At 60.1% G+C, this 14,261-nt stretch carries 13 protein-coding genes; 12 read left to right on the top strand and 1 reads right to left on the bottom strand.

Annotation, left to right across the window (positions count from 1 at the left end; translation table 11 throughout):
- Positions 1–2: 2 nt before the first annotated feature.
- The 4 genes from hisS to der are packed head-to-tail and all read left to right on the top strand — an operon-like array spanning position 3 to position 4,642.
- Entirely contained in the window at positions 3–1,271 is a 1,269-nt protein-coding gene (gene hisS, locus ACWJJK_RS21110; protein WP_434131721.1) for a histidine--tRNA ligase, read from the top strand.
- A gap of 15 nt (positions 1,272–1,286) precedes the next feature.
- Positions 1,287–1,934: a YfgM family protein gene (locus ACWJJK_RS21105; RefSeq protein ID WP_077731511.1), complete on the top strand. Its 648-nt coding sequence runs from the start codon at positions 1,287–1,289 to the stop codon at positions 1,932–1,934.
- Positions 1,934–3,247 (top strand): outer membrane protein assembly factor BamB, encoded by a 1,314-nt coding sequence (gene bamB, locus ACWJJK_RS21100; RefSeq protein ID WP_156881074.1) that lies wholly within the window; start codon positions 1,934–1,936, stop codon positions 3,245–3,247. The genes ACWJJK_RS21105 and bamB overlap by 1 nt, the downstream gene beginning before the upstream one ends.
- 3 nt (positions 3,248–3,250) lie before the next feature.
- Entirely contained in the window at positions 3,251–4,642 is a 1,392-nt protein-coding gene (gene der / locus ACWJJK_RS21095; RefSeq protein WP_077731509.1) for a ribosome biogenesis GTPase Der, read from the top strand.
- Between the two features lie 227 nt (positions 4,643–4,869).
- On the opposite strand, the gene ACWJJK_RS21090 is transcribed toward der, so the two are convergent.
- On the bottom strand, positions 4,870–7,374 hold the full coding sequence (locus ACWJJK_RS21090) for an AMP-binding protein (RefSeq protein WP_077731508.1): 2,505 nt from the start codon (positions 7,372–7,374) through the stop codon (positions 4,870–4,872).
- A gap of 339 nt (positions 7,375–7,713) precedes the next feature.
- Here ACWJJK_RS21090 and ACWJJK_RS21085 point away from each other — a divergent pair, with 339 nt between their 5' ends.
- The 8 genes from ACWJJK_RS21085 to dinB all read left to right on the top strand — a co-directional run bounded on the left by ACWJJK_RS21085 (position 7,714) and on the right by dinB (position 14,253).
- Positions 7,714–8,094 (top strand): antitoxin Xre/MbcA/ParS toxin-binding domain-containing protein, encoded by a 381-nt coding sequence (locus ACWJJK_RS21085; RefSeq protein WP_086134934.1) that lies wholly within the window; start codon positions 7,714–7,716, stop codon positions 8,092–8,094.
- A complete protein-coding gene (locus ACWJJK_RS21080) occupies positions 8,060–8,779 on the top strand; it encodes an RES family NAD+ phosphorylase (protein WP_454128461.1) in 720 nt (239 codons plus the stop codon). Before ACWJJK_RS21085 ends, ACWJJK_RS21080 begins: the two co-directional genes overlap by 35 nt.
- 336 nt (positions 8,780–9,115) lie before the next feature.
- Entirely contained in the window at positions 9,116–10,747 is a 1,632-nt protein-coding gene (locus ACWJJK_RS21075) for a sensor histidine kinase (RefSeq protein WP_156881076.1), read from the top strand.
- Between the two features lie 60 nt (positions 10,748–10,807).
- Positions 10,808–11,191 carry a VOC family protein gene (locus ACWJJK_RS21070; RefSeq protein ID WP_454128460.1) on the top strand — a complete coding sequence of 128 codons (384 nt, stop codon included), beginning with the start codon at positions 10,808–10,810 and terminating at the stop codon, positions 11,189–11,191.
- Positions 11,192–11,252: 61 nt separating this feature from the next.
- Positions 11,253–11,636, top strand: coding sequence for a DUF427 domain-containing protein (locus tag ACWJJK_RS21065; RefSeq protein WP_086134932.1), 384 nt, complete (start codon positions 11,253–11,255; stop codon positions 11,634–11,636).
- 382 nt (positions 11,637–12,018) lie between these two features.
- Complete coding sequence (locus ACWJJK_RS21060) at positions 12,019–12,540, top strand: helix-turn-helix domain-containing protein (RefSeq protein ID WP_156882070.1); 522 nt, start codon at positions 12,019–12,021, stop codon at positions 12,538–12,540.
- Positions 12,537–13,076, top strand: a complete 540-nt coding sequence (locus ACWJJK_RS21055) for an IS630 family transposase (RefSeq protein ID WP_434111136.1) — start codon at positions 12,537–12,539, stop codon at positions 13,074–13,076. The genes ACWJJK_RS21060 and ACWJJK_RS21055 overlap by 4 nt, the downstream gene beginning before the upstream one ends.
- Positions 13,077–13,149: 73 nt before the next feature.
- Entirely contained in the window at positions 13,150–14,253 is a 1,104-nt protein-coding gene (dinB, locus tag ACWJJK_RS21050) for a DNA polymerase IV (RefSeq protein ID WP_454128459.1), read from the top strand.
- Positions 14,254–14,261: the final 8 nt, after the last annotated feature.

Genomic DNA, 14,261 nt, shown 5'->3' with positions numbered 1-14,261 from the left:
CTATGGAAAAGATTCAGGCGATTCGCGGCATGCACGACATACTGCCCGATCGCACGCCGCGCTGGCAGCATGTCGAGTCGGTGGTGCGCCGTGTCATGGCGAGCTACGGCTATGAGGAAATCCGTCTGCCGTTGGTGGAAAGGACCGAACTGTTCAAGCGCTCGATCGGCGAAGTCACCGATATCGTCGAGAAAGAAATGTATACCTTCGAGGATCGCAACGGCGATTCCCTGACGCTGCGTCCGGAAGGTACCGCTGGCTGCCTGCGGGCGTGCATGGAGCACGGCCTGCTGCACAATCAGATCAACCGGCTGTGGTATGCGGGACCCATGTTCCGCCACGAGCGTCCGCAGAAGGGCCGCTATCGCCAGTTCCACCAAGTGGGTGTCGAGGCTTACGGCATGGCGAGCCCCGACATCGATGCCGAGCTGATTTTGCTGAGCTCCAGGCTGTGGCGGGAACTCGGCATCGCGCACAAGCTCGAACTGCAAATCAATACCCTGGGAACGGCCGAAGAGCGGCACGGTTATCGCGCCAAGCTGGTGGATTACTTCCGTGCGCACTATGGGAAGCTCGACGAAGACAGCCAGAGGCGCCTGGAATCCAATCCCTTGCGCATTCTGGACAGCAAGAATCCGGATATGCGCGAGCTGATCCAGGCGGCGCCGGTTTTAACGGACGAACTGGGCGGGGAATCCAAAGCTCATTTCCAGCGATTGAGGGAGCTTCTCGACGAAGCCGGTATTGCTTATTCCGTGAATCCCACGCTGGTGCGCGGCCTCGATTATTATTGCCGCACCGTTTTCGAGTGGGTCACCCACGAACTGGGCGCTCAGGGGACGGTTTGCGCCGGCGGACGTTACGACGGCCTGATCGAACAATTGGGCGGAAAAGGTTCCGCCGCAACCGGATTCGCTCTCGGCATGGAACGCCTGATCGAGCTCCTGGAATCCCCGGAAAAACTGGATGCCGCGGCGCTGCCCCATGCTTATCTGATCCGCGTGGGCGAACACGCCGAACGCAAGGGCGCCGTGCTGGCCGAGGCTTTGCGCGATGCCCTGCCGAACTTGAGGCTGGTGGTGAATTGCGGCGGCGGCAGTTTCAAGAGCCAATTCAAACGGGCGGACAAAAGCGGCGCAATACTGGCGCTGATCATGGGTGAAGATGAGGCGCGAGATCAGCTGATCGGCATCAAATACTTACGCACCGAGGCCGGCCAGACGACCCTTTCGCAATCCGAGCTGATCCCCTTTTTGCAAGCACTCATTTAACGCGACGAGGTTCGAGTGGAAACGTATTTGACAGAAGAAGAGCGTTTAGAAGCGCTCCAGCGGTGGTGGAAAGAAAATCGGCAATCGCTGATTCTCGGTGTTCTTCTGGGCGTCGCGCTCATCATCGGCTGGAACATGTGGCAGGGCAATGTGCGCAGCCAAAACGAGCAGGCTTCCAATCTTTATCTGCAAATGCTGAAGGCGTCGGAAACCAAGCAAACGGAACCCGCGATCAAATTGGGCGAGCGGGTCATCGCCACGTACCCGTCGAGCGCCTATGCCGATTACGCCCGGTTGCTGCTCGCCAAGCTCAAGGTCGATTCCAATGATTTGCCTGGCGCGAAGGCCGTTCTGGAAGAGACGCTTGCAAAAACCAAGGACGAAAACTTCAAGCATATCGCAAGGCTCCGTCTCGCCCAGGTGATGCTGGCTTCGGGAGAAACCGGTCCGGCACTGAGCCTTTTGGAGCCGTTGACCGCGGAACAGATGGGCAAGTTTGCGGGTCTTTACCAAGAGCTCAAAGGCGATCTGTACGCGGCCGCCAACCGGCCCGACGAAGCCCGTAGAGCTTACGAAGCCGCGAAAGAATTCGGCGAAGCTTCCCCGCTGCTGGAGCTGAAGCTTAACGATCTACCGGCCGCGCCGAAACCAGCCGGGTCCTGATGCGCCGTTTTCTGGTCTTGTTTTTGTGCGGTCTGCTGCTGACCGGCTGTAGTGCACTTGGTCCACTGAAAGAAGCAGCCTCCGGTATAGGAGAGTACTTCGGAGCTTCGGATAATGCCGACCCGCCCGCGGAGCTCAAAGATTTCGAGCCCGCGGTCAAAATGACGGTGCTTTGGGATGTCAATATCGGCAAAGGTTATGCCGAGCAATATGTGAACCTGGTTCCCGCCGTCACCGAAGACAAGATTTTCGCGGCCGACCGCAAGGGCGAAGTTCAGGCGCGCAGCCGTCTCAACGGCGACAAGCTGTGGTCCGTGGATATTGAGCTGGCCGTTTCCGCCGGACCCGTGGCGGGTGAGGGCAAGCTCATACTCGGCACCAGCAACGCCGAGATCGTGGCGCTGAATGACGGCGACGGTTCGGTGCTTTGGAAAACCAACGTGTCCAGCGAGATTCTCGCCTTGCCGCGCGTCGAAGGCGACACGGTGGTGATACGGAGCAGCGACGGGCGCATTACCGCGCTCGACGAAAATACCGGTGGGACGCGCTGGTACCATGACCGGACGATACCGGCACTTTCGATTCGCAGCCGTGGTTCGCCGACGATTGCAGACGATTTCGTGCTGGACGGTTATGGCAGCGGCAAGCTGATTGCCCTGAATTTGACTGACGGCAAACCGGAATGGGAGGCGACGATTGCGTTGCCCCACGGTCGCTCCGAAATAGAGCGTTTGGTCGATATGGATTCCGATCCGATCGTGAAAGGAGACACCATCTACGTGACGGGTTATCAAGGCGGCGTGGCCGCCGTATCGTTAAAAGACGGCGACGTGCTCTGGCGCCAGGCCGAACTATCTTCTTACACCGGCATGGCGGCGGCCCGCCGCTCGCTGTTCGTAACCGACGCCAGCAGCGATGTTTGGCAATTGGACGTGCGCAACGGCGCTGATCTGTGGAAACAGGACGAGTTGCACTTCCGGCGTTTGACGGCGCCAGCTTTGGTCAAGGACTATGTCGTGGTCGGTGATTTCGAGGGCTATCTCCATCTGCTTTCCCAGGAGGATGGCAGCTTGGTGGGCCGGGTCAGGGTGGACAAGAGCCCAATCGCGGCGACGCCAGTCGTGTTCGACGACGTCATCTACGTTTATACCAGCGGCGGCACCTTGGCCGCCATCGCGGTGGAAGGGTCATCCGGGAACTCCCCGGATGACCGTTTGCGATTGGAAGGGGCATCCGGGCGCTCCCCGGATGACCGTTTGCGATTGGAAGGGGCATCCGGGCGCTCCCCGGATGACCGTTTGCGATTGGAGTAGTTTATGTTGCCCGTGGTCGCCCTGGTGGGCCGCCCTAATGTAGGCAAGTCCACCCTATTCAATTATCTGACCCGGACCCGCGACGCGCTCGTGGCGGATTTCCCTGGCTTGACCCGAGACCGGCAATACGGCCGGGTAAGGCGCGGTCAAAAGGACTATTTCGTGGTCGACACCGGCGGTATCGTCGAGACCGAACTCGGCATCGACGAACAGGCTATGCGCCAGGTTAGTTATGCGCTGGAGGAAGCGGACCTGATCCTGCTGCTGGTCGACGCCCGTCACGGCCTCAATGCCGGCGACGAAGCCATTGCCGAACGCTTGCGCAAGACCGGAAAGCCCGTTCTTCTGGTGGTGAACAAGATCGACCGGGCGGATTTGGCGGTCGTGGCGGGCGAGTTCTACGCTCTCGGCCTCGGTGAGCCCCACCCCATCTCGGCGTCCCATGCGATCGGAATCGATACGCTGCTGGACGAGCTGGAAGCCAAGTTGCCGGCTCCGGAAGAGCCGGAAATGACTGAAGAATCGCCCGGCATTCGCATCGCCGTGGTGGGGCGTCCCAATGTCGGCAAATCGACCTTGGTGAATCGCATTCTGGGAGAGGAGCGGGTAGTCGTCTACGATCAGCCCGGAACGACGCGGGACAGCGTCTACATTCCCTTCGAGCGTCACGGCAAAGCCTATACCCTGATCGATACCGCCGGCATCCGCCGCCGCGGGCGGGTCTCGGAAACCATCGAAAAGTTCAGCGTCATCAAGGCCCTGCAAGCGATCGAAACGGCCCATGTCGTGATTTTCCTGATCGATGCGCGCGAAGGCGTGACCGATCAGGACGCCAATCTCCTGGGCATGGTTCTGGAAATCGGCCGCGGGCTCATCATCGGCCTGAACAAGTGGGATGGGCTCAGTCCGGACCAGAAAGACAACGTGCGGCGCCAGATCGATTTGAAACTGCCGTTCCTTGATTTCGCGGAAAAGCATTACATCTCAGCACTGCACGGCACGGGCGTGGGCAATCTGCTGGATACGGTGGAAGCCATTTACGAGGCTTCGACGCGGGATTTGTCCGCTTCGCGGCTAACCAAAATCCTTCAGGACGCCCTGGTCGCGCACCAGCCGCCCTTGGTCCGCGGCCGGCGCATCAAGCTCAAATACGCCCATCAGGGCGGTCAGAATCCGCCGGTCATCGTGATCCACGGCAATCAAACGGAAGAAGTGCCGGGGGCGTACAAACGCTACCTGATCAACGTCTTCCGGGATACCTTGGACATACAGGGAACGCCGATCAAGCTCGAGTTCCGGAGCAGCGAGAATCCGTTCAAGGGCAAACGCAACATTCTTTCCGCCCGCCAGGTTCGAAAGCGTCGGCGCCTGATCAGGCACAAGAAAAAGACCTGACAGTGCTTCGGATAGAGCATTTTTGGTCTGCGGTAGCGCCCGCTCGCAAACGGCTGCTTTATTCGCGAGCCTTTCCGCGATCCAGCGGGTTTGTCGGCAAGGGATTGCCGACCTACGAGCCTGGGCCGTCTGGTAGGTCGGGAATCCTTTCCCGACATCTTGGTTTGGGTCAAACGATGTCGGGGACAAGGACTCATCGCCGGGAGCCGGTGCCGGAAACGTTGCGCTTATTCCGGCCTACGACGAGCTGATTCGCGGTTTTCCCGATCTTCAAGTAAATGTCGCAGATGCGATTCGATACTCGCAGTCGCGTCGGCGTATTCCTGTCCTGCCAAATTCAAGGGCTTTCCGAAGCGGACGCTCACTTGATCCCGCCTCTTCGGCACGAGGGTGTCGGGAGGGAGGATTTTCTCGGTGCCTTGAATGACGAGCGGTACGACGGGGACGCCCATTTCGACGGCGACCACGCCGGTGCCGCCCTTCAAATCGAGCAGCGGCCGTTCGGACCGATTCAGCCCTCCCTCGGGGAAAATCAGAACGTTCCAGCCGTCGTCGAGCATGCGGCCGATATAATCGAGCCCCGGCCGGATGTTTTCGTGGGTTCCGGTGGGAAACGGGAAGGCATTGAACGCGAGTTCCGCCAGCGGCGCGAACCAAGGGTATTTGCCGTAGAGAACCTCGGTGCCGGCCGCGATGCCGAGGCGCGAGCGAATAACTTCTGGAATCGTCCAGGTCGCGATGACCGGATCGAGAAAACTGCGGTGATTCGCCATGAACAGCACCGGTCCCTGAAGATTCGTCAGGTTTTCCTCGCCGCTTATGCGCAAGCGGCAGAAGATCGAAAGCCACCAGCGGAAGACAACCTGATTTACCGCGGGCCGCAATCGGCCGGCCCAAGCCGAGTTCGACCAGCGTGGATAACGCCCCAACTGGGGCATTCGTCCCTTTTGGCCTTGCACAAGCGCGTCCAAATCGGCGACCGTGAGTTCCGGCGTGATCTGCATTTCCTCGATATAAACCCCGAATTCGTCCTCGATCCGCGAGACCAGCTCGATTCGCAGCAGAGAATCCAGGTTCAGGTCGGCTACGATCCGCGTCGAATCGTCGATTTCTCCGATCTCCGTTTGCGTCACCTCGACCAAGAGCCGCTTGAGCGGCGTGATCCGCCCGCCTTGAGACGGCCGGCCGGCCGGTTCGCTGCCGAGTCTTTTGATGACTTCCTCTTTTTTAACCTTGCGCGTGACCGAACGCGGGAAATCGGGCTCGGGCCAAACAGACCAGCTCGTGATTTGCTGGTGCGGCGCCAAATGCCGGTTGGCTTCGGCCACGGCGCCGGCGGCTCGGTTCGGCTCACAGAGCAGCGCGGCATGAACGACGGTCCGGCCGTTCCTCGGCAAGCCCACTACGGCGCTGTCGATGACGCCGGGAACCCGGCTCAGTTCGGCTTCCAGATCCTCGGGAAAGACGTTTTCGCCGCTCGGCCCCAGGATCATGTATTTCTTGCGTCCGAAGACGTACAGGAATCCGTCCTCGTCGAAGCGTCCGGCATCGTCGGTCTTGAACCAGCCGTGGTCCAGAACGGCCTCGGTGCGTTGAGCATCCCGATAGTACCCCTGCATCACGATCGGGCCTCGGACCAGGATTTCGTTGTCCGGAGCCAACCTGACCTCGACCCCGTCCAGAGGCTTTCCGACCGATCCCGCGCGATGGGCGGTGGAGGTGTTGGTACTGACGACCGGGCTCGTCTCGGTGAGTCCGTAACCCTGCAAGACTTCGAAGCCCAGGTTCCACCATTTGTCCTCGATCGTCGGATCGAGCGGAGCGCCGCCGCAAACGATGGTCCGGAGTGTCCGGGAGATGCGGGAACGGATGCGGTCGCGCAGCGCGCGCCGGAGGAAACCGGGGATTCGGCCCAGCCGGCTTTCCAGACGATCCATCATGGTCTTGAGCACTTCGGGCACCACGACCAGATGAGTCGCCGGCGTGTAGGTCAATGCTTCCCGAATGGCGCGGGTCGTCGGGGCGGCGATATAGGTGACCGAGCATCCGCTGTACAGCGAGCACAGGAGGCTCGTCATTTGACCGAACACGTGAAACAAGGGGAGCAAGGTGAGGATATGATCGTCGGGCGTCAAGGGCACCGCTTTCATCACGGCGTCGAGATCGGCCAGGAGATTTCCGTGAGAGAGCATGACGCCTTTCGGATCGCCGGTCGTTCCCGAGGTGTAGATGATTTCGGCGAGCCCGCCGGAGTTCTCGAAGACGGCTTTGTCCCGCATGGCCGCGGCTTCGTTCGCCGAGTAGGACGAGTCGGCCGTCGGCAAGCACGGCACGGCCTCGTCGGGCCAGGCGAGCGAGGGGGATAGCAGGGCCAGCTTAGGCTCGGCGGATTTGCTGATCCGGTCGATCTGATCCGGAGTGCTTTTCGGATTCAGAGGCACCACCACGCCGCCGCGGGCCAGGATGGCGAAGAAGGCCGCAACCCAGTGTGGCGAATTTTCCGCGCAGAGAGCGACCCGATCGCCCGTTCCGATGCCGTGTGCGGCCAGCGTTTGTGCCAATCCGAACACGCGCTCGCCGAGCATGTCGTAACTCCAGCGAATGGTGCGGTATCTTGGCCTATAGCGAACAGCTTCCCGAGATCCGTGACGCCGGGTTTGCCGTTCGAAGAACGCGGCTAGCGAGTCATCGGGATGCCGGCCTTCTTGAGCTAGGAGGGTGTTTTTCTTCATGTCGGTTTGGGGCGGTCGGTCTTTTTCACGTCCTCGTCGGCTGGATCGCGACTTCGAAACTCATCAAGCCCTTTCGTATAGGTTTGACCACACCTTCCGGCCGATTACGCACGCTTGCTTTCATGTTCGACCTTCGGAACGGAGAGCCGAGCTTAGGATTGTCCGCCAACCGAATATTTTTCGCATCGAGAAAGTGGATCAGGAGTGATGGATCGACGAAATAATCGTCTCGGTAGATCTGGCGTGCATCCGGCTGTTAACGGATATTCACACGGTGTGTTTTATGATAGGGTTATTCAGTAGAATAAACACGTTGGCAAGCAAGCGAGGAAAGACCCCATGACACACCCAGCTTCAGCCCCCGCCACAGACCGCTCGCGCGTCCTCACCGGAGCAGTGATCGAGGCCGCTCGCCGCCTGGGATTGGGGCCCAGCGATCTGAAAAGCATTATCGGCGCCAGCCAACCGACCGCGTCCCGGCTGTTGAACGGCCGATACGCTCTTCCGGAAGGCGGCAAACCCTGGGAGCTGGCCGCCCATTTCGTGCGCCTGTATCGTTCCCTGTCATCGCTGGTCGGCGGCGACGACGAACTGGCCCGAAGCTGGCTGAAATCGGCCAACCGCGCTTTCGACGGACAGCGGCCGTTGGAGGTCATCAAGCGGGTCGACGGCCTGATTCATGCCTGTGAGTACTTGGATTCTCACCGTGCTCGTGTTTAAACCACGCCCCTGGCGGGGCAGCGGCTGGCGGGCAGTCGAGGCGCAGCATCGGGTCGCCACCATGCACCTCGCTTCGGGCAATCTGGACGATCAGACATTGCTGGAAGACATCCTCGACGAGGCCAAGCCGCGCCTGCCCGCTGACGTCCAAGGCTTGCACTGGCTGCTGGCGACGCCGTTCCGCTATTGGCCGCTGCCGGGCGGTTCGCGATTTCGCCGGCGCACCGCCCCCGGCGTTTTTTACGGCGCCGAGGATCGCCGAACGGCCACAGCCGAATGCGGCTACTGGCGGTTGCGGTTCTGGCTGGACAGCGAAGGCCTGTCAGGCCGTCCGGCGAGCGTCGAGCTGACCCTGTTCGAATTTCATGCCGCCGCCGATAAAGCTATCGATCTTTCGAAGCCGCCCCTGGTGTCCCAGCGGGAGACCTGGACGCATCCTTCCGATTACGCCGGCACGCAGCTGCTGGCGGAACAGGCACGGGAAGCCGGGATCGGCCTGATTCGTTACGAATCGGTGCGCGCGCCCGGTGGCTTCTGCCTGGCCGTGCTGAATCCCCAACCCTTCAAATCGGTAAAGGAGCCGTACCGCAACAATCAGCAAACCTGGACCTTATTGATCCAGCCGCCGCGCCGGATCGTGCTGCAGCGCCAGTTGGACCGGGAAAGCTGGGCTTTCGAGTTCTGACGGGCAGGAAAAAAAGAAAACATTGTCCGAAAAAAATGGTCGAACTTGCGGGTTCTTGCCATTCAGTTATCAATAAATACCGATGCGTTCGGTTTCGATTCCAGATTAAAGGAACACGATAAACCTTCCGGGCGGCGAAAGCGCGATACAACCGACCCTTGGGACCTCTTCGCGATCGCGTGATAAGGTTTACACGCGGGCCTAAATCGAAGTTTTGTTTACGTCTGTGAAGTTGAGCGTCATGCGCCCCTAATCCCTCTCGTTCTTGCCATCGGGCCAGAATGGTGAGAAAGGCTACAAGCCTGCCTTGTTTCACTGTGACATGATTTCGTATCAATGATTAATACGCCCTTAGCCCCAATCCCCGACAAGGCAAAATCCGCGTTACTGGACTTATATCGCCACGCTCTCGACGCAGACGAACCTAGATTGTACTCCGCGGCTATCGAGGCGGCGGTCGCAGTGACGGACAGTGAAGTCGGCTACTTCCATCTGGTCAATGAAGACCAGGTGACTATCGAACTGGGAACCTGGTCGGCCGCAACCCTTCGCCAGTGCCAAGCGGTATATCAACGCCATTACCCGATAAGCACCGCCGGTATTTGGGCCGACTGCGCCCGCCATCGCAGGCCCTACGTTCACAACGATTACCAGGGGCTCAGTCGCAAGCAGGGCTATCCGGAAGGTCATGTCCATCTGGTGCGCCATTTGGGGGTGCCGGTCGTATACGATGATCGCGTGGTGCTGCTGGTCGGTGTCGGCAACAAAACAGTCGACTACGATAACGAGGATCTCGCATCCCTCCAGGCGATCGCGGATCATGCCTGGTTCCTGATTCGTCGATTCCGCCAGCGAGTCGCGTTGCAACTGTCCGAGGAGCAACTTCGGGATCTCCAAGCGCTAGCCGCCATTTGCGTCTGGCAGTGGGACCCGGTGGATCAGAAGCTCTTGTGCGACGGAAACATCCGCCGCATTTTTGCCGTGGATCCCTTAAGCGACTTTCCGTGCAATCTTGAGGGATTGCTGCAGTTCATCGACCCTCAGGATCATGCAGCTGTGCTCGACGTGCTGCACACCGCATCCGCCGATTCGGCTTTTGACCTGGAACTGCAGGGCACTCGTGCCGACGGAATTTTCGTAACTTTACACTTCCGGGGCGCGGCTTACCCGCGCTCCCAAGGCCGCGGCATCATTCTGCGCGGCATCCTCCAGGACATTACCGAGATCAAACGCGCGGAGGAAGCGTTACGCGAGGCCGACCGCCGGAAGGACGAGTTCCTCGCCATGCTGGCCCACGAGCTCCGCAACCCTCTGGCGCCGATCCGCAACGCCGTTCAAATCATGCGCAAATTGGGAACGGAGGATCCCAAGCTTCAGTGGACGCGGGATGTTATCGATCGGCAGGTCGAGCATTTGGCCCGGCTGGTGGACGATCTCTTGGACGTATCCCGCATCACCCGCGGCAAGATCGAACTGCGCAGGGAATTGCTGGTAGTGGCCGATATCGTGCAGCGCGCGGTAGAAACCAGCCGTCCCCTGATCGACGCGCGCCGGCACGAACTCCGCGTGCAACTGCCTTCGGAAACTATCCACGTCGAAGGCGACTTCGTGCGGCTGGCGCAGGTGGTCTCGAATCTGCTCAACAATGCCGCCAAGTACACCGATGAGGGAGGGCAAATCCGGCTGAGCGTCGAACGCGAAGGCGACGAGGTCGCCATCCGGGTCCGCGATAACGGGCGCGGCATCGATCCGGCGGCGTTGTGTCATCTGTTCGATCTCTTTTATCAGGTGGACCGGACTCTCGACCGCACCGAAGGGGGCTTGGGGATCGGCCTATCGCTGGTCGAAAGTCTGGTGGCGATGCACGGCGGCACCATACAAGCATTTAGCGAGGGCCGGGGAAAGGGTAGCGAATTCGTTGTCCGACTGCCGATCAGCGAGATCGGTGATTCGGCGAAGCCGGGTTGAACTGCTTGACCTTGCGTTCGGTCACAAAGCTAACAGACTTGGCGTCAGGGAGCATCGCAGATGAGCGTACAGCTCAATCACACCATCGTCCCGTGCCGGGACAAGCGGAAGTCGGCGACGTTCTTCACCGAAATTCTCGGCCTGCCGGCGCCGAAACCGTTCGGACCTTTCCTCGTCGTTGAGCTCAGCAACGGCGTTTCGCTCGATTTCTACGAGACCGACGGCGAGATCGCCTGGCAGCACTACGCTTTTCTGATCGGCGAAGACGACTTCGATCGGATCTTCGGCCTCATCCGCGAGCGAGGGCTGGAATACTGGGCCGACCCCGGCCAGCACCGTCCGGGCCAGATCAATCGCAACGACGGCGGCCGCGGCGTGTATTTCGAAGACCCGGACGGTCATCTTCTGGAGATCATCACCCGTCCCTACGGCAGCGGCCGATAGGCATGCAGGCCGTAGAGACTGCCTTTGACATCGATCATGGCCAAGAAGCCAGGAGGTCAGCATGAAAAAATCGCCAGGACACCAAAAATGGCCAGAGCATAAAGTGCAAGAAAAGCATCTCGGTCAAAGAGTGCAAGTCAAAATCGACAACGAAGTGATTGCCGACTCGCGCGACGTGATCGAAGTCGACGAAGACCGACATCCTGCGCGTTATTATTTCCCGCGTTCCGACGTCAGGCTGGATCGGCTCGAACGCTCGGATACCACGACAGAGTGCCCGTTCAAGGGGACCGCTCATTACTTCGATCTGAAGCTCGGCGAAACGAAACTCGAGGATTCGGTCTGGACCTACGAAGACCCCTACGAAGAGCATCGTGAACTGAAAGACCGGATCGCCTTTTACGACGACAAGTTTTCGGACATTCGTGTCGAAGTTGGAGCCTAGGCAGCATGTCGAAATTCGGGGGTAAGTAGGTCGGCAATTCCTTCCCAATCGCAAACGGTCGCTTTAGTCGCGACCCTTCCAATCGCAAACGTCGCTTTAGTCGCGACCTTCCAATCGCAAACGGGAACTTTGGGAGCACCAAAGTCCCCCTTCCAATCGCAAACGGCCGTCCTGGGAAGGGTCTGGCCGGCGCTCCCGGCCAGACCGTTTGCGATTGGAGCGCCAGGACGCCCCTTCCCACAAAGTCCTTTGCCGAGCCGATAAGTCGGCAAGGGATTGCCGACCTACGTTCTTCCCGCCCGAACACGAATCCGTACACCGGGATGAAAAACGCTCTAAGTACATCCCATAAAGTTCTGCGGAAAGGGCGTACACTGGTGGCATGAAAGCCATCCTGATCCCCCCGTTGGGCAAAGCGCAACAGAGTGAGTTAGACACCCTGTATCGAAAGACCAAGGACCCACGACTCCGAACTCGTGCCCAGATGGTCTTGCTCTCGGCCGAGCGGGGTCTCAAAGCGCTGGAGATCGCGGGGATCGTGCGGGAGAGCGAGGACACCGTGGTGCGGTGGCTGAAACGGTATCAGAGCGAAGGCGTGGACGGGCTGAAAGATGCGCCGCGAGCGGGACGGCAAGCCAAAGTGACGGCGGCGTATCGGGCCGCCCTGGTGGCGGCGGTACGGCGCCGTCCGCGCAGTTTGGACCTGCCGTTTTCCATATGGACCCTGCAACGGCTGGTGGATTACCTGGCCGAGCAAACCGGGATTCGCATCGCTCTGGAAACCCTGCGCCAAACCTTGAAGCGCGAAGGGATTGTGCTCAGTCGTCCGCAGCATAAGATCAGCAGCCCTGATCCAGACTATGCGGTGAAAAAAAAGCGGTCGAAGACACCCGTGATCACTTGAAACCGGGCGATGTGTTTTACTACGCCGACGAGTTTAACCTCAGTTGGCTGCCTACCTTGACGGCGTTGTGGAGCCCGGTAGGCCAGCAAATTATGATTCCGACCCCAGGTCAGCCTAAGAAGCGCTATGGGTTGGGAGCGGTGAATTACCATACCGGTGAAACCGTGGTCTTATTCAAACGACACAAGCGCCGTCGGGAGGTGGCCGAACTGCTGCAAGCCATAGTGGACCAGCATCCCACGGGGACGATTTACGTCGCGTGGGACAATGCCGACACGCATCAAGACGACGAGATCGAAGCGGTCGTGCGCGGAGCCGCCGGGCGACTGGTCCTGCTGTACTTGCCGACCTATAGCCCTTGGCTCAACCCGATCGAGATGCTGTGGCGCCATTTCCGCCGCGAAGTGACCCATTGCGAACTCTTCGAGACGGTGGCCGCCTTGCTCCAAGCCGCCCGCGAGTTCTTCGACCGTCACAACCGCTCTCCACAGCTGGTGCTCTCGATTATCGGTTCCTATGCCGCAAAAGTTTCATGAATGTACTTAGCCCGCGACAGCCGGTTCGAGATTGCAGTCCGACAGCAGCCCTAATGAGACCCGGTGACCCTATTTGAACGGCTCTGATCAAGTTCCGCCGCCCCAACGCCCACGAAAGATCATCCACATCGACATGGATGCCTTCTACGCGGCGGTGGAGCAGCGGGACTTTCCCGAATTGCGCGGCAAACCCGTGGTGGTCGGCGGCGCCCCGAACTCGCGAGGAGTGGTGGCGACGTGCAGCTACGAGGCGAGGGTGTTCGGTATCCGCTCGGCCATGCCTGCGGCCAAGGCTTACCGGCTGTGTCCCGAGGCAGTGTTCATTCGGCCGAGGTTCGACGTGTACCGGGCGGTCTCGGCGGAAATTCGTGCCATCTTCCTCGACTTCACGAACCTGGTCGAAGCCATCTCCCTGGACGAAGCCTATCTGGATGTCACGGCAAGTCCGATTCTCCAAGGTTCCGCCACGCGAATAGCCGGGGAAATCAAGCGGCGCATCCGGGAAGCGACCCAGCTCACCGCCTCCGCGGGAGTTTCCTACAACAAGTTCCTCGCCAAGATCGCCTCCGACCGCCACAAGCCCGACGGGCTTTGCCTGATTCCGCCGGAACAGGGGAGGGTCGTTATCGCGGAGCTCCCCATCGGCGCCTTCCACGGCATAGGCAAAGCCACCGAAGCGAAAATGCTCGCGCTGGGCATTCGTTGCGGCCGGGATCTCGAACGCCTGGCGCTGGCCACGTTGACACGGCAGTTCGGCAAGGCCGGCGAGCACTACTACCGGATCGCCCGCGGCATCGACGAGCGGCCGGTCGTCCCCAACCGCCCGCGGAAATCCTGGGGCGCGGAAACCACCTTTCCCGCCGACCTCTCGGACCGGGCCGAAATGTGCCAGCACCTCGCCAGACTCGCCGAAGGCGTTCTGAAGAAACTGGCCCGGCACGGCCTACAAGCTCGTGGCCTCACCGTCAAAGTCAAATACGACGACTTCGAATTGGTCACCCGCGCCCGAACCCTGGATCGGCCCTTTCGCGACATCCGCGATGTCCGGCCCCACCTTGCGGAACTCCTAAATCGCACCGAAGCCGGCCGGCGCAAGGTCCGCCTGTTGGGCGTCAGCTTTTCAGTCCTGGAAAACGCGCAGCGTCCGGTGACGTTGGACCTGTTCGCGCCGGACTGACCTTGTCC

Source organism: Methylocaldum gracile, assembly GCF_053646815.1.
This window is presented reverse-complemented; position numbering and strand designations above follow the sequence as displayed.